Consider the following 15925-nt stretch of genomic DNA (forward strand, 5'->3'; position numbering starts at 1 on the left):
TTCTGGACACCCCTGAAGGGCGTAATCTACGCCCAACGACGAGGTGTAATTTTGACTAGACGGTACTTTTCGACAGATTTCAAACGGGACGCGGCTTGCTTGGTACTGGATAAAGATTATTCAGTAAGTGAGGCCTGCGAAGCGATGGGGGTGGGCCCGACCGCTCTGCGCCGCTGGGTTGAGCAGTTGCGCCAGGAGCGCAACGGCAAGACGCCCGAAAGATCCAAGGCCATGACACCCGATCAACAACGCATTCAGGAACTGGAAGCAAAAATCCGACGGATTGAGCGTGAGAAAGAAATCTTAAAAAAGGCTACAGCTCTCTTGATGTCGGATTCCCTCGATCGATAAGGCTGGTCGAGGAGTTAAGCGAGCAATATCCAAGAACCGAGTTGTGTGGTGTGTTTGGAATCAACCGCAGCAGTTTTTACGACCGGTTGAAACAGGGCACAAAAGTTGATGTTGAACGCGATCGCCTCAAGATCAAGGCTGTTGAACTGCATCAGCAAAGTCGCGGTTCGATGGGCGCGCGAGGCCTGTCAGAGGCGTTGCGTAACGAAAAGGAGTCTGTAGGTCGCTACATGGCTCGTAGCCTGATGCGCGAAATTGGATTAAAGAGCCAGCAACGGCGCAGGCATCGTTACAAACCCAGCGGCGCGGAGGCTCAATACGCCCCTAACCATTTGGAGCGTAAATTCAACGTCGAGGCGCCCAATCAAGTGTGGTGTGGCGACGTGACTTACATCTGGGCGGGTACTTACTGGGTTTATCTGGCTGCGGTACTTGATCTGCATGCCCGACGCATCGTCGGCTGGGCGATGTCCCGAAGCCCGGATTCAGCACTAACCTGTCAAGCCTTGAAGGTGGCTTTCGAGTCGCGAGGACGGCCTGAAAACTTAATGTTCCATTCGGATCAGGGCTGTCATTACAGCAGCAAAATGTTCCGTGAAACGTTGTCGGACATGCGGATAAAACAAAGCATGAGTCGACGGGGAAACTGCTGGGATAACGCTCCGATGGAACGTTTCTTTGGCAGTTTGAAATCTGAATGGATACCCAAGGCCGGCTACCGAAACGAAGACGAAGCCAGTACCGATGTGTTGCGCTACCTGACCCACTATTACAATCGGATCAGGCTGCACAGCCACAACGGTTATAGGACTCCGGTAGCCATGGAGGCCCTGGCGGCATGAGAAATGAACAAAACCCTATAACTGTGTCCAGTATCGTTTGACCAGATCATCAACCCCATGATCTCTATGGGGTTATCTTGACTTAAAGACACCTCACCTTACCCGGCCTGCCCGGTGAATCAGTAGCCTGATTGCGCCATGGTTGTGTCTGATATCGACATACGAGAACCCGGCGTTCGTGGTGGAAACCGGCGAGTCACTGATCGCACATTCCAATCTGTGTGCGCTGCAACGCCGCATAACTCGGCAACTCAATCGCATCAGCCTGCGGCGAAAGGATCTCGCCGAACACGGTTTTTAACCCCGGCGCGGTGGCCAGGCGCAACACCGCGTGAGGTTTGTCGCCACGCACCTGCCGTTTCCGTCGATCGGCCGCGTTGCCGCCAACGGCGAGGCGTTCCGCTGGATTCCGGCGATCTGGGATTACTGATTGAGCTAGCTCCACACCGTTTCGCCCGGCCTTGTTCGGGCGACGTTGTTTTCGCCTTTTACATGGCTGTTCCGGAACAACAGCTACCTTTCCTCCTTTACATGGAACGACAGCCGATCCTTGTTCTCTACCGCTGAACCTACAGCGGAGGGATTGACCATGATTGCCACTGAAACCGGTATGAAACCGGGTGAGCGTTATCGCATTGAAAGCGTCGAGCGCGCGCCCCAATTTTCCGGGTTTTTCCTCGACGGCAAGTATTACCTTGGCCCCGAGTTACAGACGGCCGTGGGCTGGCTCGAAGGGCAGAACTTCCTGTACGACCAACTCGATCCCAATGGCGAACCGGTTTATCCGGACAGACTCGTCGGCACGATCACCGCGCGGACACTGGAATTGTCAGATGGCCTGCGTCTGAGCATCGAGGAGATGCCCTTTCAGGCAGACGCTGTCACGCCATTCCAGAGGCTTGACGAAGTGACGGTTGAAACCCGACCACTGGCGATATCACAGCGGCATACAGCAGCAGGCTTGCGCCAACCGATGCAACCTTCGGCGCTGCTGGTTGCAGGCGCAGCATTGCTGGTCGGGCTGTGCCTGCTGGCGATCAATCGTTCTGGTCGTCGAGTCAGGTAGCCTTTGCACGACGCGGGTGGTGTGCGCTTGGTTGTCACGGCCCGCGATCAAAAGCTGATCACAGCACTCGCGTCGCGCATGAAGATTTCCACGGTTTTCGGACCGATGCCGTCGAATTCCGCCAGTCGCTGCTCAAACGCCTGACGATCAGCGCTGGCCTCGACCATATGGCTGACCTTGCCCGCGTACTCGTCGTTTAACCGGCGTGCCAAGGCGTGAAGCCGCACGGCGGTGGTCTCGTCGTAACGCACGTAGTGCGCCTCCCCGAGCATCGCGACCAGTTCACGATGGCTGCACGCAGCCAGTTTGCGCGGTGTATCGCGCCCGTGTTTATCGGCAATCACCCGATAAGCTTCGGCGGCGATTTCGGCCTGTATCCGCTTGCCCATCAGGAAACTGGCGAGCAGCCATTTGAACAGGGCAGCGTCATCGTTGTGTTTGAGCTGAATGTTCAAATCCTCGGCGCTGATCGTCTTGTTCACCGGGTACCTCCGGGGTGAAATCGTGGGGTCTGTTAGTCCGCATGTGTGCTTGGCAAACGCTTGATCTTTAGGCTGCCGCCGGTTCCAACCGTTCAAAGCAAAACAATTACGAGCGGCCTGAAACAAACCGCGAAAATCCTTTGAATTTTTTTCCTCGGCAAAACTCATTTGCGTATGAGCGTAAGGAGGAACGCATGAGCAACGTCGACATCTTCGTCATCGAATACAAACTTCACGGCCAGTCAAAATCATTCGTCATCCGCGCAAAAACCATGCGCAACGCTGACGCATGGCATTGGGCGAGCTGCGATGCCGGCATTGCGCCGATTCCCAAACCCGGCAAGCCACCGTTGAAAGTCATCTCCAAACCCCAGGCCGAGCGGTTCGGCATCACCGAGGTGAAGTGGCGCGAAACGGCAACGCTGGACTGGATGGAGGCTTAGTCATGCTCAAACAGATCGGCACCACAGCCATCCGCCGCGACCATCGCGCCAGCTGCCATTGCGGCGCCGTGATCCTCGAAATCCACTTACCTGATGGCCTGCCCACGCCGCACCGCTGCGACTGTTCGTTCTGCAAACGCCGAGGCGCGATCGTCGCCGCGGTGCCGGCGGCTGACCTGAAGGTGATTCGCGGAAAATCGGCGCTATCGAAATACAGCTTTGGCCAGCAAGTAGCCGAGAATTTTTTTTGCAGCAACTGCGGCATCTACACCCATCACCGACGCAGCACCAATCCGCAGGAGTTTGGTTTCAATGTCGGCTGCCTTGAAGGGGTTAATCCATATGATCTGGGCGAAGTACCCGTGGCGGATGGCGGGCCTTGGCCGTCGCCGTGAAGGGAGATGGCCACTGGCGCGCGCATCAAGGTTCGCCAGCGGTTCGATGAGCAACATAGGCAATCGCGCACCCGGGCAAACGCTTCGGCAAGGTGCAGCGTCGCCACGGTCGTCGCGCCCACCATCCATTCGTAACCCAGCACAATAGGCGCCGCGTCAGGGCGATGCATAAAACTCGCGATTTGCGGCGCAATCTCGAATACGCCGGAAGAAATGCTCAGATGCGAATCTTGCACTTCTGCGCGAAACGCAGCCCGGCCAGGGAATGATCCATGTAGAAAACCGCCACGGCGCTGACCGGGCGATCACCCAGCCCCAGGTCATCGACGGCAGGATCAATGACCACGCCCTGCGCCCCGCCCATTTCTGCTGCGGCTTGTTGAGCCTTGGCCAGGTCACGGCCGCCGATCAGTAAAGGGACATCGGGGTGGGCGGCGCGCAGCGCTTTGGCAGACCGGCGGCCGATGGCGCCGGAACCACCCAGGAACAAAATCGGATGAACTGACATAGGTATCCTTCCTCGTCTTTCTGGGTTGCAACTTAGCGTTGGTGCGTGCCCAGTCGTGAGGGTTCCACACCATTGCCTGAGCGGGAGGATGGACCGACGAATGTCATTTTGAACGGTGTGTTGATGAAGCGTGTTTAGGAGTTTTCCGTGGCCGTTTAAAAGACACGTTGCGTTACTTGCTTAAGGCTACAACGTCTTGCGCCGTTGCCTACGACTACGCCAGAATCCGCCGGCTTGTGCGCTTCAGGGGTCACCGGTAACTTGGTTCGCGTCACTGATTCCCAGTGATCGGGTTTAGTAGCCCGTGGTAAATGAAAGTGCACAAGCATCCGTCAAAAGGTATTCACGTACCTGCACTTGATGGCGGCTGTGCGTAGGGCGTCCTCGGGCGCGCCGGCTTTCTTCTTTTCCCCGGTCTACTAACCTGCGTACAGCTGCCACCCCCTGTTTAGTAGCTCGGAGTGGCGGCCACATAACAGGAAAAAGAAGAATATGTTCAAAGTAACGCCAAATCCGCCGGAAGCAGATCCGGCCTCCCCGTACGAATCGCCCGAGTCGAAGAAATTCCACGAAGCCGCCGAACGCGCCCTCGATTACTACCTCACGCCAACCCAACGCATCATGGGCAGCGAACAGAAACACGCACCCATGTTTCTGGCCAATGCCGACTACGACAGCGAGTCCCTGCTCGTTAACGCCAGCGAGTCCCTCAGCTCAGCCACAGAAATGCTCTGCAACTTCGCCGCCCTCCTGGACCCAGGCCACCGCAAGACTGCGCTGGGGATTGCGCAAGTAGTGATGCTCGGGGAATTGGCGGTGAATCAAGCGCTGGATAAGGTTGTGCCGGTGGATTGAGGGTAATCCCCTTGTGGCGGTGGTGTGGCTGCTGCCACAAAGGGATCAAGATTGCATTGGGCGTCTGCTTTCGGCTAGAAGCGACCGGCAATGAGTTCCCCTTCCTTGAACCATGAAGGCAATGTGATAGCATTGGTTCTCCCCCGGAGAGGGGGAATTTTTCTACATCCCGCAAGGAATATGCCCCTGTGAAAGACTTCGTCATCAGCGTCAACAACACCGTTCTCTATCTCTCCCTGGCGTTCATCTGGCTGGTCGCTATCGTCGCGATTTTCACCAGCGGGTTCCTCCCGGCGCTGGGTATCTTCGTGGCCGGCACCCTGTGCTGGTGCATCATTTCCGGCTTCTGGTTCGTCCAGTCGGCGACCTACGAAGAACTGCGCAAGCTAAACGCAAACAAAGGCTGAAACGTCAGGGTGGAGCATTAAGTGCCCCGCCCTGCCCTGAGCGCTTGGTTCCGTACCGAGCGCTCTCGCCCACCGCGAATGGCCCGCATAAATCCCGCATTCTCCAAAATCCTGAAATTCCCGCCATTCCCTTTCTGCCAATAAAGCTCAGTACTATCTATCAAGAAATATCCCGGTCCCTTGTCCTCATCCGCTGAGTGGCGAACTAAACGATCGATTCAAATCCGAAAAGTCCCACCTGTTTCTGGATCGCATTCGATCCAAAGCGTGGCGTGAGATTTGGCCTGAGTTGACATTCGTCACGCAACAATAAGGTCCATGGCAACTGGCATCGTTTCCAGATCGCATCTATCGCCGAATTCCTTTAGCCCCGCGCGCAGAGAAAAACCTGTCATCCCCCCAAAAACCATCGTAATTTACCCGCCATAACTACAAGGTCGTTTGGGGATACACGTGGGAGCCTACCGTCTGCTATTGGCCGTTCTGGTCGCTGTTTCGCATATGGGCAAGTTGTTCATGGGGTTCAACCCGGGTGTGGTTGCCGTGATTTCCTTCCTGCTCATCAGTGGTTTCGTCATGACCTCTCTGATCGAGCGCAACTACAAGGCGCCCGAGAAAGTCGGCCTGTTCTACCTGGACCGGGCGTTGCGCCTTTATCCGCAGTTCCTGTTCTACTTCGTCGTTTCTTGTGCGGTGATCTATGTCCTGCTGCCCGGCACGCCGCAATGGGCCGAATTAACCTTCAGAAACATCGCCGCCAGCCTGGCGATCGTGCCGTTGGGTTTCTATATGTTCGGCGCGAGCGGATCGTGGATTTTGCCGCCGGCCTGGTCGCTCGGGCTTGAGATGTGCTTCTATCTGGTGATCCCGTTCTTGCTCATCTACCGAGCACGGGGCTTGGCTTTCGCCTTGTCCGTTGCGGTCTTCCTCCCCGCGTGCCTGGGTTTCATCAACACCGACTACTACGGCTACCGCTTGTTGCCCGGCGTCCTGTTTATATTCCTGTGCGGCAGTTACCTCTACAAACCGCAGGCGAAGGGTTTAGCGATTGCCGGCGGCACTGCTGTGGCAGCGGCATTGATCTTTGTGGCGATCATGGCGGGCTGGATCGAACGCCGACCGTCCAACGCTGAAGTGGCCGCGGGTATTGCGCTGGGGATTCCTGCTGTGTACGTGTTGACGAAGCTGAGGTTTCACCGGATTGACGAGTTTCTCGGGAACATCAGCTACGGCGTATTCCTGAATCACTTCGTGGTGATCTACTTCCTGCACGGTCTCTGGCCAATCACTTCATTCGATTGGCACAAGGTTGCGACGGTGTTGGTGCTGTCGTTCTTGCTGAGTGGTGTTTCGTACTATTGCGTCGAGCGGCCGGCGTTGAAATTTCGGCATGCGCTTCGCACACATGGGAAGGATCGAGAGGAGCCAGTGCGGGGCGCTGAAGCAGCAGCTTGACGTTGACAGGAATCTAAATGTGGTCGTTTGCTGAAGCGCTTCGAACGGCGCAAAAACATCACTCGCCAGCTTTTCTTGTGCTCCTGTCATCACGGCTACCCCTTCAGGTTCGCATGGCGGGCTCTAACTTCGGATGATGATTCCTGTAGTAGAGCTCTGGGTCTTCCGGATCTTCCAGAAAATCCCATACGGATGTTGAAAGAGCGCAATACAGCAAGACGATCATGAAGATAATCAGGTACACCCATAACAAACCGCCAATGCCAAACAGCGTTATCGCAGAGCCCACGAGCAGATAGGAAGCCGAGTTCGCCAGTTGGCTGACAACCAGAGTCGCGGCCATCAATCGAATGCGAACGCCAGAAGGTACTGAAACCGTTCTTTTATCTATCCCGACAAGTGAAAGACAGGCGCTGCTGCCCCCTGCGATAACGAGGCACGCGGCCAACTGCCAGATTTCGACTGACAGGGCCGATGCACCGAGGGAAACAGTGAGTACGGTCCATAGCGCGAGGTATTTAATGCGCTGATGGTTTCTCTTGGCAATAAATGGACTGAGAAAATACAAACCCGCGACAGCGCCTGCCGCGAATACAGCGTTGAACAGACCGACGCTGCTTTGCGCAAGACCATGGGCATGAATCTGGTTGGGAACCAGCATTGGCACCGTAGCGGTCACTGTCAGGAAAAGTAAAAAGCCAGACACTGTCAGGAATCTTTCTGGTGGAAGAATGAGTTTCAACTTGATCCCCAGGAACATGTCCTGAAAGCGCTCAACGGGTGATTTCACTCGCGTGGCATCAGGTGCCACGCCAAACGGTAGTGTGAATGCGAAAACCAAAGCGCCAACACCCACCAGCGCGGAAAAGAGAAGGGATGCCTGCGGCGAAAATATCCCGATAACAACTCCCGCCAACAAGGGACCTATGACGCGACTGATGGTGATGATAATACGGCGGACACGAAATGCATGTTCCATGCGATGTTTCTCGACTGTTTCAGCCGGATACACACCAAAAAGAGATTGAACAACACCAAAGGCTGACACTGCAAAAATATCAATAATCATCAGCGCTTCAATCGAATACGAAACTTCAACAGAAGGGTAACGAAGAATTCCCGTCAATAAAATAACAATACAGCCCGCCTTAATAGCAGTGCTCCGCCGCATGGCTTCAACTTGCGAAGCTAAAAACAGCACTGAAACGACGGCGGTGATTGCGAGCGCTGCCTCGTAGGTTGCCAGCTCAAGCAGGCTACCTCTCTGAACAATAATCAGAGGGACTGTTGCATTCCAGCAGCCGAGATATATCCATATGAATACTTCAAGGCACAGATACTTTCGAAATATACTCAAGCCACCTATCCTTTCGTTACATGACGATCTGCAACGGTTGCTCCGGTGCGGCCCCCATGCACTTGACTAGCCCATGAATGCCATTAATTCTGTCCGTATTAATGCCAAGCTTTGAAAACAAGTGCTCAAGCATTTGGTTTTTGTGAATATCGCGTTTTTTCTCAAGACATTCTCGATCGTACCATCTCAACCGAGCCCCCATGCCGACCTCAAAAACCCGCCCAACCCCCGCCCCGCTCCTCAACCCCGGCGAATCCGTGGTCCTGTTCGACGGCGTCTGCAAACTCTGCAACGGCTGGGCGCGCTTTTTGATTCGTCACGATCATCAGCGTCGCGTACGTTTGGCAGCGGTTCAATCGCCGGAGGGCCAGGCGTTGCTCGCGTGGGCCGGCCTCCCCATCGATCAGTTCGACACCATGGCGGTAATCCGCGACCGGCATTACTGGGAACGTTCGGACGCTTTCTTCGAGGTCATCAGCCAATTACCCGCCCGCTGGCAGGTATTGCGACTGCTGCGCGTCTTCCCGCGAGGCTTGCGCGATTGGGCCTACGACCGCATCGCGCTAAACCGCTATCGGCTGTTCGGCAAGTACGACACTTGCCTGTTGCCAACGCCAGACCATGAACAGCGCTTCCTCAAAGCAACTGCACCTGCGCCAGCAAACTGAACAACTGCAGCGGTGTCATCTTCGTCACCATCATCAGCACGATGACAAACATGCCGGCGAAACCGAGCACGCCCATCCACAACCATTGGCGGTACACGCCTTGGTATTGCTCATCCAGACGGGCCCCCGCCTCGCTTGCACTCGACGCCATTACGCACAGGCGTTTCTGCAAAAGCAGCACCGGCAGCCACAGCGAGCCGACGCAGAAGAAGATGATCAGCGAGGTCAGCACCCAGTCAGTGCTCATCGACAACCCCGAAAGTCGCATCAGCAGGTAGCCGGTGATGATCTGCACGAAACCGGCCGGTGTGGTGATCCACGTGTCGAAACGTACGACCATGCGCGCGACATGGGCGATTACTTGTGGGTTGGCGGTGCGGCTGGCGGCGATCAGGTAGAGGTAGGAACCCATGCCGAAACCGAACAGGAAAATCGCCGCGATGATGTGCAGGTACTTCAGACACAGATAGAGCATGTCAGCGTTGCCCGTCCGAGAAATGCACGGCCAGGCTCAGGTTGTCTGGATCGTTGATCGCGGCCATGTACTCGGCAACGCTGATTTCACCCACACAAGGTCGGGCGCCGGAGGGCGGCGTGTAGCCTTGCGCCATTTTCGTGGCCAGGGCCACGGCGGCGCAGCTGGGAATTTCCGGGCCTTTGTCATTCAGGGCGGTGAGTTGCGCGGTCATCGACAACGGTTTGCCGTCAACGCCAAGGCCCTGCACGTCGATGTACATTGCGCTTTTGCCATCGCCGAAACGCTCGAAGCGCATGCCGAGGCGATGCAGTCTTGCCGCCCACAGCGCATGGTCGCGGACCAGCCCGACTTTGAGTGCCTGAGCCAGCAGGCCGTTGGCGATGCCGCCGAGTTTCAGCCCGGCGCCGGCCTTGAAGCTCAAGGTCTGCGCGCCATAACGATGGGCGAAGATGTCCATGTCCGGCACATCAACATTGGCCAGCAGGCGGGTGCCCATCTGCGGCATTTTGCGCAAGGTCAGGTCCAGCCAGCCCGACACCTCATGCACCTTGCCGTTTTTAAGTTGCTTGATCGGTTTGCCGGCGTAGGCGAGCACGCCTTCGATGGTCGACAGCCCCGGCATTTTCGCCGATGAGGAAATGCCATGCTCGATCGAATCAATGCGTGAAAAGTGCTGGCGCTGCTCATCGATGATCGCGGACGACAACGTCGGCACCGAGCTGCAACCACTGAGGATCGCCACGCCGGCCTGCTTCGCCCGCGCATCGAGAATGCCGATGCCGTTGACGAACGTGCGGCAGTCCGCCAGGTCGCAGTAGTTCACGCCGGCGTCGATGCAGCTTTCAGCGAGCGCATAGGATTGCCCTTGAAACGGCCCACCGGTATGGACGACCAACTGGATGTTCAGCGCGCGCAATGCGGACTTGAATTCGCCACCCATGGCATCGCCGCACCAGCCTTCGCAGACGTTGCCCGATTGATTGTTCAGCTCATCGACTTTGCGCTGCAACTTGTGCGGATCACGCCCCGAAAGCACCAGACCGATGTCCGGCATCAGCGCCAGATGCCGGCACACGATGCTGCCGAAATTTCCATAACCACCGACCACCATCACCCTGAACGGCATGCAATTTTTCCCTAAGTCATTCCCTCACACAGGCGTGCAGGATATAGGGCCGAACGCCGGCAAGCCATTCAGATCAATGGCTGCCGCTCTTGCGCGCCCGTGCAGCAGTGAACTAGCGGGCACGCCACTGCCAAGTTGACGAACGGTCATTCGAATGTTCAGATGCCGCCCAGTTTCAGGTGTCCCATGCCGCCGTGCATGGAGTGAAACGGGAAACCGGTACGTTCTTTTCGAACAAGTCCGGTGCTGCCCCCGCAACGGTATGCGCGTGATGCTTTCGATAGACCACTGTGGCCATGCGGCCATGGGAAGGTGAAAGCCTCGATACGCGCGAGCCCGGAGACCGGCCTGGAATGTCTGTTTGGCAAAATCCTGCGGTGGGCGGGCATGGGCCGGTATTGGCTGTGCGCGATGCCTTCTCCTGCATGCTCTTCTGCGAAGATACTTTTCGAGAAGACAATGATTCGACCTTTCTACACCTCGGCTCCAACCCTGTTGTTCGGCTGCCTGTTCAGCCCTCTGCTGCTGGCGGATGACGCGCCACTGGAACTCAATCAGCAAATCGTTTCCGCACCGTCGGTGGAATCCACCGCTGTCGCCGACATGGCGAAGTTCGGCAGCAAAGTCGAGATCGTCACCCGCGAACAGATCGAGCGCGCCGGCCCCAGTGCCGATGTCAGCCGCGTCATGCAGATGTTTATTCCCGGCCTGTACGTCGCGCCGAAAAACGGCCCGTTCGACTACGGCACCTATTCGCTGCTCGGCGGGCGCAACGACGACACGTTGATCCTGCTCGACGGTGTGCGCCTGAACAATCGCCTGTACGGCGGCCTCTATCTGGACACCCTGCCGGCCAACGCCATCGAACGCATCGAAGTGCTCAAGGGCGGCCAGAGCCTGTTGTTCGGTACCCAAGCCGTGTCCGGGATGATCAACATCGTCACCCGCAGCCCGCAGTCGCGCAAAGCCGCCGGCGAAGTGAACCTGGGCGTCGACAGCTTTGGCGGCACCACCGAAGACGCCCGGGTCGAGAATATCTTCACTAACGGTTTCGGCGATCTTGGTTTGCTGGCGTATGTCAGCCACAACGTTTCCGACGGTTACCAGCCCTATCGCAACCGCGACATGAACAACGTCAGCGAGAAGCACCGCGCCTACGAAGTCACCACATTCGGCGCCAAGGCGATTCAGTCGTTTGGCGATGATTCGCGGCTGGAACTGTTCTACCAATACGCCGACGCCGACCTCGACTTCGCCCGCCCGGTCGACAACCACAACACCACCAACGACCGCGTGCAGCAGATCGCCACGGCGACCTTCGAGCAGGCCATCAATGAGCGCCTGAGCTACTTCGTCAAAGGCCATATCAACGACTGGGACACGCGTTATACCCGCGTCAACAACGTCGAAGGCGGCGGTACCAGAGTCGTTAACCACAACGACTATTGGGGCTTCACCGACTGGGGCGTGCAGGCCGAAGGCAAGGCTGAACTGCCCGGCGGCCATGTGCTGGTGTTCGGCACTGACAACCAATGGTTCAAGGGCCAGGACGATGTGCTGATCATCGACAACGACAAGGCCCAAGCCCACGCGTTCTACACGCAACTGCGTCCGCAGATCGACGCCCTGCCCGACTGGCATCCGAGCATCGGCGTACGTCACGAAGCCATGGACGGCGGCGACAGCGCCACGGTCGGCATGCTCACTTCGCTGTATGACCTCAACGACAACTGGTCGGTGCGCGGTCAATACGGCAGCGCCTACAAACTGCCGAACGCCGAGCAACTGTTCGTCAACGAACCGGGCGACGAGCTCGGCAACCGCAACCTGAAACCGGAAAAAAGCCGCAACGCCGAACTGGGTGTCGACTACAAGGGCTTTGTGCTCGACCGTGAATTCAGCGCCAGCATGACCCTGTTCAAACGCAAGATCGCCGACCTGATCACCCTCGATGACATTCAGTGGGTCAACGGTGAGGGCCAAGTGCGCATGCGCGGTTTCGAGGCTGACGCGAAACTGGCGCTCAACGACCAATGGAGCCTGCAAGCGGACATGACCCGCAACCTCACCGAGTCGCGCACGGGTACGACCATCAACGACATCCCGAGCTTCTTCGCCCGTTCGCGGGTCGGCTATGAATCGGAAAATCGTCTGTGGGGCGCCGGTGGTGCGATTCGCTACATTCTCGATATCACCAGTTCGAAACAGGTCGAGTACGGCCACTATTCGGTGGTCGACGCCGATGCCTATCGCTACCTCGACAACGCTCACCAACACCGCGTGAGCCTGCTGGTAGAAAACCTGTTCGACCGCGATTACGTCACCAGCCGTTCAAGCAACGTCGACAATCTCGGCCGGCCGTTCACCTCTGAAGTGCGCTACACGTACCGCTTCTGATGAGTGAAATCAAAACCGTCGACGGCGTCGACACGCACCCGGACTGGTCGCATGTGCCCGAACATGCGCGCCACGTATTCATCTGCACCGGCCCGCGCTGCACTCAGCGCGGCGCCCAGCAATTATGGAAAACCTTGCGCCGGCATTTGCTGGTGCACGATCGCATCGAGACGCCGGGCGGCGTCTTGCTGACACGTACGCACTGCCAGTTTCCGTGCAATCTGGGGCCGGTCGTGACGGTGTATCCCGAGCGTTGCTGGTATGGCGTGCACGACAAGCAAGACGTGCAGCGGTTGGTTGAAGGGCATCTGGTCGGCGGTGAGGTGGTCGCGGACTTGTTGATCAAGGCACCGACATGAGCAGGTTGTGGATGTTGTTGAGTGCCCTGCTCTACGCGATGCCGGTGCTCGCCGACCGTTACCGCAACTGCGGCGAGGACTGGAACACCGCTGCGCCTTCGCGCATCGTCGCGCTCAATCAGCATGCGGCAGATCTCGTCCTGGCGCTGGGTGCCGGGCCAGCGTTGGTTGGCGTCGCCTATCTGGATGACACCGATGCCGGTCAGCGGCCATCCGAGTACTTCGGTGTGCCGGTGATCGCGCGGCAATACCCGGCCAGCGAAGTGCTTTACGCACAGCAACCGGATCTGGTGATCGGCGGGTTTGCCACGGCATTCGGTGACGGTGTGACTTCACGCTCGGGTCTTGCGCGTAATGGCGTGGGGTCTTATCTACTGGAGTCGGCCTGTAACGGGCATTCGCTGGATTACTTCGCGCATGTGCGCAATGACCTGCTGACCTTGGGCAGGCTGCTGCACAAACAGCCACAGGCGCGGCAATTGAGTGAGGCAATGGACGCCGACCTCGCCAGTGCCCGAGCCTTGGCCGGTGCGGGTAAATCGCTGTCGGTGTTCTATCTCGACAGCGAAGTCAAAGGCCTGGACAGCGAAGGTCGGCGAGGGTTCGTCACCGCGCTGTTGGCCTCCGTCGGTGCACGCAATGTGTTCGCCGACATCAATCTTTATCGGGTGACCGTCAACCGTGAAACCCTGTTGGCCAGCGACCCGGACGTGATTCTGCTGGCCGACGCCGAATGGTCGCCGGCCCGTCGCAAACGCTATCTGTTGAGCCACGACCCGGTGCTCTCACAACTGCGCGCGGTGCGCGAGAACCGCATGATCGACATTCCTTTCACCCACTTGCTACCGACCTTCAACAGCGGTCGGGTGGCGCTTGAACTCGCTCGGCAGCTCAATGCACTGAAGAAAAATAAATGAACCCGTCGCACCACACGCCACCTAACGAACAGACCATCAGGAGGTAGCCAATGCAAATCGAAACCGTGTGGATCGTACTGGCGGCAGTTCTTCTGCTTATCGAACTCTGGGCCATCAATCGGGTGCGCAAGAGCGAGGGGAAATCGAGCAACAAAGGCGTGTGGATCGTGCTGATCGTGTTTGTGCCGCTGTTTGGCTTGATTGCCTGGGCATTGGCGGGGCCCAAGCACATCAGTCAGCGTTCGGCTTAGTCGCCTGATTGATGGGTCGTCGCGCGGGGCTTGCCATCGGCACTGCCCCGCGCTTCAAGGTTGATCAACTGACCGGCACCAACGGCGGCATCTCTTCCATTTGTGCCAGCGGCACGTCACTGCTGCCGGGGGTCAGAATGACCTTGCGGCAGTTTTCTTCTTTCTTGTCGAAGATCTTGTAGCCCTCGGCGGCCTGCTCCAGGGACAGCCGATGGGTGATGATCGCGTCGGGCTGCAAGGCGCCGGTTTCGATGTAGCCGAGCAGTTCCGGCAGATAGCGCTGTACATGGGTCTGGCCCATTTTGAAGGTCAGCCCCTTGTCGAAGGCATCGCCAAACAGAAAGCCGTGGATGAAGCCTGAATACACCCCCGGCACACTCACCACCCCACCGCGACGCACGGCTGCAATGCACTGGCGCAGCGCTTTGCCGCTGCTGCCTTCGAGCTTGAGCGTGGCGAGGATCGTTTCGGTGGTGCTGCCCTTGGCTTCGAACCCTACGGCATCAATCACTGCATCGACGCCACGACTGCCCGGAGTCTGGCGAATAATGGTATCGGCCGGGTCATCGTCGTCATCGAAGTTGATCGGTATCACGCCGTAGGTGCGCTGTGCGTAATCGAGCCGATACGCGTGGTGATCGACCATAAAGATACGCTCGGCGCCGAGCATTTTCGCGCAGGCTGCGCTGAGCAGGCCAACCGGTCCCGCACCGTAAATCGCGATGCTTGAACCTTGGCCAATGCCGGTGTTGGTCACGGCTTGCCAAGCGGTCGGCAGGATGTCCGAGAGGAACAATACTTTCTCGTCCGCGAGTGTACCAGGCACCTTGAACGGCCCCGTATTGGCCTTCGGCACCCGCACCAATTCGGCTTGGCCGCCGGGGATTCCACCGTACATGCGGCTAAAGCCGAACAACGCGGCGGGTGGCGGGATAATCTTTTTGTTCATCGCCCCGCCGGGGCCGCTGTTGGTCGTCTCGCACGCGGCGTACAGCGCCTGCTGACAGAAAAAACAGTCGCCGCAGGCAATCACGAACGGAATCACCACCCGGTCGCCGGGCTGTACCGCGGTCACCGCCGAGCCGGTTTCCTCGACGATGCCCATGAACTCATGACCGAAGATATCGCCATGCTCGACGGTCGGAATCTTGCCCCGATACAGGTGCAGGTCCGAGCCGCAAATCGCTGTGGCCGTCACCCGCAGAATGATGTCGTCAGGGGCCTCCAGTTTCGGATCCGGCACGGTTTCGACTCTGACGTCATGGGCGCCGTGATAGGTCATTGCTCGCATGGTGAGTTCCTCGATCGCTTGAATGAAATGGCTGCTGTCTCCCATACGGCAGGGCGATGCCAAAACGAGTTCAGAACGCTTTCGCACAATCGGATCAGCGGGCCGCAATCGCCGCAAAGCCGTGATCTGCAATGCCTGCAACGCCCTCTTCATGCAGGCTGCACGAAGGCTTTTTGCCTGCGATCTCGCAAACCCTTGATCCATAGCGATTGAACATCCGCCAGGAATTGGCACGCCAAATGCGATAGATCAAGGGCATTCACAGAGCCGTGAGACA

20 protein-coding genes and 1 riboswitch are annotated in these 15925 nt (G+C 57.7%); of the genes, 13 read left to right on the forward strand and 7 right to left on the reverse strand.

Annotated elements, in window-relative coordinates; genetic code table 11:
• The first annotated feature begins 51 nt into the window (after nucleotides 1-51).
• Nucleotides 52-1193 (forward strand): IS3 family transposase gene (locus P3G59_RS16630; protein ID WP_277758129.1). Its coding sequence is split into 2 segments (ribosomal slippage): nucleotides 52-301 and nucleotides 301-1193, totalling 1143 coding nucleotides; the frame shifts between segments, so codons are not numbered across the junction.
• 196 nt (nucleotides 1194-1389) lie between these two features.
• On the opposite strand, the gene P3G59_RS16635 is transcribed toward P3G59_RS16630, so the two are convergent.
• The gene (locus P3G59_RS16635; RefSeq protein WP_277758130.1) at nucleotides 1390-1545 is read right to left on the reverse strand and encodes a hypothetical protein; all 156 of its coding nucleotides are present in this window, start codon (nucleotides 1543-1545) and stop codon (nucleotides 1390-1392) included.
• Between the two features lie 237 nt (nucleotides 1546-1782).
• Between P3G59_RS16635 and P3G59_RS16640 the strand changes: the two genes are divergently transcribed.
• Nucleotides 1783-2259 carry a short chain dehydrogenase gene (locus tag P3G59_RS16640; protein ID WP_277758131.1) on the forward strand — a complete coding sequence of 159 codons (477 nt, stop codon included), beginning with the start codon at nucleotides 1783-1785 and terminating at the stop codon, nucleotides 2257-2259.
• A 47-nt stretch (nucleotides 2260-2306) separates the two neighbouring features.
• Here P3G59_RS16640 and P3G59_RS16645 read toward each other — a convergent pair whose 3' ends face one another.
• Nucleotides 2307-2741, reverse strand: coding sequence for a DNA methylase (locus P3G59_RS16645; protein WP_277758132.1), 435 nt, complete (start codon nucleotides 2739-2741; stop codon nucleotides 2307-2309).
• A gap of 194 nt (nucleotides 2742-2935) precedes the next feature.
• On the opposite strand from P3G59_RS16645, the gene P3G59_RS16650 reads away from it, so the two are divergent.
• On the forward strand, nucleotides 2936-3184 hold the full coding sequence (locus tag P3G59_RS16650; RefSeq protein WP_277758133.1) for a DUF6555 family protein: 249 nt from the start codon (nucleotides 2936-2938) through the stop codon (nucleotides 3182-3184).
• A 2-nt stretch (nucleotides 3185-3186) separates the two neighbouring features.
• Nucleotides 3187-3579: a GFA family protein gene (locus P3G59_RS16655; RefSeq protein ID WP_277758134.1), complete on the forward strand. Its 393-nt coding sequence runs from the start codon at nucleotides 3187-3189 to the stop codon at nucleotides 3577-3579.
• A 217-nt stretch (nucleotides 3580-3796) separates the two neighbouring features.
• Here P3G59_RS16655 and P3G59_RS16660 read toward each other — a convergent pair whose 3' ends face one another.
• Entirely contained in the window at nucleotides 3797-4087 is a 291-nt protein-coding gene (locus P3G59_RS16660; protein ID WP_277758135.1) for a hypothetical protein, read from the reverse strand.
• A 492-nt stretch (nucleotides 4088-4579) separates the two neighbouring features.
• Between P3G59_RS16660 and P3G59_RS16665 the strand changes: the two genes are divergently transcribed.
• The 3 genes from P3G59_RS16665 (at nucleotide 4580) to P3G59_RS16675 (ending at nucleotide 6804) form a co-directional block, all read left to right on the forward strand.
• On the forward strand, nucleotides 4580-4942 hold the full coding sequence (locus tag P3G59_RS16665) for a hypothetical protein (RefSeq protein WP_277758136.1): 363 nt from the start codon (nucleotides 4580-4582) through the stop codon (nucleotides 4940-4942).
• 188 nt (nucleotides 4943-5130) lie between these two features.
• A complete protein-coding gene (locus tag P3G59_RS16670; protein WP_007916145.1) occupies nucleotides 5131-5349 on the forward strand; it encodes a hypothetical protein in 219 nt (72 codons plus the stop codon).
• Nucleotides 5350-5802: 453 nt separating this feature from the next.
• Nucleotides 5803-6804, forward strand: a complete 1002-nt coding sequence (locus tag P3G59_RS16675; protein WP_277758137.1) for an acyltransferase — start codon at nucleotides 5803-5805, stop codon at nucleotides 6802-6804.
• Nucleotides 6805-6907: 103 nt separating this feature from the next.
• Here the strand turns inward: P3G59_RS16675 and P3G59_RS16680 are convergent, their stop codons facing one another.
• On the reverse strand, nucleotides 6908-8161 hold the full coding sequence (locus P3G59_RS16680; protein ID WP_277758138.1) for an MFS transporter: 1254 nt from the start codon (nucleotides 8159-8161) through the stop codon (nucleotides 6908-6910).
• A gap of 200 nt (nucleotides 8162-8361) precedes the next feature.
• Here P3G59_RS16680 and P3G59_RS16685 point away from each other — a divergent pair, with 200 nt between their 5' ends.
• On the forward strand, nucleotides 8362-8829 hold the full coding sequence (locus P3G59_RS16685; protein WP_277758139.1) for a thiol-disulfide oxidoreductase DCC family protein: 468 nt from the start codon (nucleotides 8362-8364) through the stop codon (nucleotides 8827-8829).
• Here the strand turns inward: P3G59_RS16685 and P3G59_RS16690 are convergent.
• Nucleotides 8798-9304: a DUF2269 domain-containing protein gene (locus P3G59_RS16690; RefSeq protein WP_277758140.1), complete on the reverse strand. Its 507-nt coding sequence runs from the start codon at nucleotides 9302-9304 to the stop codon at nucleotides 8798-8800. The genes P3G59_RS16685 and P3G59_RS16690 overlap by 32 nt on opposite strands.
• A gap of 1 nt (nucleotide 9305) precedes the next feature.
• Entirely contained in the window at nucleotides 9306-10433 is a 1128-nt protein-coding gene (locus P3G59_RS16695) for a saccharopine dehydrogenase NADP-binding domain-containing protein (protein WP_277758141.1), read from the reverse strand.
• Between the two features lie 160 nt (nucleotides 10434-10593).
• Nucleotides 10594-10800: riboswitch (cobalamin riboswitch) on the forward strand.
• Nucleotides 10801-10892: 92 nt separating this feature from the next.
• On the opposite strand from P3G59_RS16695, the gene P3G59_RS16700 reads away from it, so the two are divergent.
• Genes P3G59_RS16700 through P3G59_RS16715 form a run of 4 tightly spaced genes read left to right on the forward strand, consistent with a single transcriptional unit; the run spans nucleotide 10893 to nucleotide 14357 of the window.
• Nucleotides 10893-12830 (forward strand): TonB-dependent receptor, encoded by a 1938-nt coding sequence (locus P3G59_RS16700; RefSeq protein ID WP_277758142.1) that lies wholly within the window; start codon nucleotides 10893-10895, stop codon nucleotides 12828-12830.
• Entirely contained in the window at nucleotides 12830-13189 is a 360-nt protein-coding gene (locus P3G59_RS16705; RefSeq protein WP_277758143.1) for a (2Fe-2S) ferredoxin domain-containing protein, read from the forward strand. Before P3G59_RS16700 ends, P3G59_RS16705 begins: the two co-directional genes overlap by 1 nt.
• Nucleotides 13186-14106, forward strand: a complete 921-nt coding sequence (locus P3G59_RS16710) for an ABC transporter substrate-binding protein (protein ID WP_277758144.1) — start codon at nucleotides 13186-13188, stop codon at nucleotides 14104-14106. Before P3G59_RS16705 ends, P3G59_RS16710 begins: the two co-directional genes overlap by 4 nt.
• A 50-nt stretch (nucleotides 14107-14156) precedes the next feature.
• Nucleotides 14157-14357 carry a PLDc N-terminal domain-containing protein gene (locus P3G59_RS16715; protein ID WP_122595607.1) on the forward strand — a complete coding sequence of 67 codons (201 nt, stop codon included), beginning with the start codon at nucleotides 14157-14159 and terminating at the stop codon, nucleotides 14355-14357.
• Between the two features lie 64 nt (nucleotides 14358-14421).
• On the opposite strand, the gene P3G59_RS16720 is transcribed toward P3G59_RS16715, so the two are convergent.
• Complete coding sequence (locus P3G59_RS16720; protein ID WP_277758145.1) at nucleotides 14422-15648, reverse strand: zinc-dependent alcohol dehydrogenase; 1227 nt, start codon at nucleotides 15646-15648, stop codon at nucleotides 14422-14424.
• Between the two features lie 22 nt (nucleotides 15649-15670).
• Here P3G59_RS16720 and P3G59_RS16725 point away from each other — a divergent pair, with 22 nt between their 5' ends.
• Nucleotides 15671-15847, forward strand: coding sequence for a hypothetical protein (locus P3G59_RS16725; protein WP_277758146.1), 177 nt, complete (start codon nucleotides 15671-15673; stop codon nucleotides 15845-15847).
• The last annotated feature ends 78 nt before the right edge of the window (nucleotides 15848-15925 follow it).

The sequence above is a fragment of the Pseudomonas sp. A34-9 genome (genome assembly GCF_029543085.1).
GTDB lineage: Bacteria > Pseudomonadota > Gammaproteobacteria > Pseudomonadales > Pseudomonadaceae > Aquipseudomonas.

Bases quoted from the DNA above. Each gene is read 5' to 3' on its own strand.
- P3G59_RS16720 (WP_277758145.1), bottom strand. From the start codon at position 15,648: ATGCGAGCAATGACCTATCACGGCGCCCATGACGTCAGAGTCGAAACC.
- P3G59_RS16715 (WP_122595607.1), top strand. From the start codon at position 14,157: ATGCAAATCGAAACCGTGTGGATCGTACTGGCGGCAGTTCTTCTGCTT.
- P3G59_RS16700 (WP_277758142.1), top strand. From the start codon at position 10,893: ATGATTCGACCTTTCTACACCTCGGCTCCAACCCTGTTGTTCGGCTGC.
- P3G59_RS16705 (WP_277758143.1), top strand. From the start codon at position 12,830: ATGAGTGAAATCAAAACCGTCGACGGCGTCGACACGCACCCGGACTGG.
- P3G59_RS16665 (WP_277758136.1), top strand. From the start codon at position 4,580: ATGTTCAAAGTAACGCCAAATCCGCCGGAAGCAGATCCGGCCTCCCCG.
- P3G59_RS16710 (WP_277758144.1), top strand. From the start codon at position 13,186: ATGAGCAGGTTGTGGATGTTGTTGAGTGCCCTGCTCTACGCGATGCCG.
- P3G59_RS16685 (WP_277758139.1), top strand. From the start codon at position 8,362: ATGCCGACCTCAAAAACCCGCCCAACCCCCGCCCCGCTCCTCAACCCC.
- P3G59_RS16655 (WP_277758134.1), top strand. From the start codon at position 3,187: ATGCTCAAACAGATCGGCACCACAGCCATCCGCCGCGACCATCGCGCC.
- P3G59_RS16660 (WP_277758135.1), bottom strand. From the start codon at position 4,087: ATGTCAGTTCATCCGATTTTGTTCCTGGGTGGTTCCGGCGCCATCGGC.
- P3G59_RS16640 (WP_277758131.1), top strand. From the start codon at position 1,783: ATGATTGCCACTGAAACCGGTATGAAACCGGGTGAGCGTTATCGCATT.
- P3G59_RS16725 (WP_277758146.1), top strand. From the start codon at position 15,671: ATGAAATGGCTGCTGTCTCCCATACGGCAGGGCGATGCCAAAACGAGT.
- P3G59_RS16650 (WP_277758133.1), top strand. From the start codon at position 2,936: ATGAGCAACGTCGACATCTTCGTCATCGAATACAAACTTCACGGCCAG.
- P3G59_RS16690 (WP_277758140.1), bottom strand. From the start codon at position 9,304: ATGCTCTATCTGTGTCTGAAGTACCTGCACATCATCGCGGCGATTTTC.
- P3G59_RS16695 (WP_277758141.1), bottom strand. From the start codon at position 10,433: ATGCCGTTCAGGGTGATGGTGGTCGGTGGTTATGGAAATTTCGGCAGC.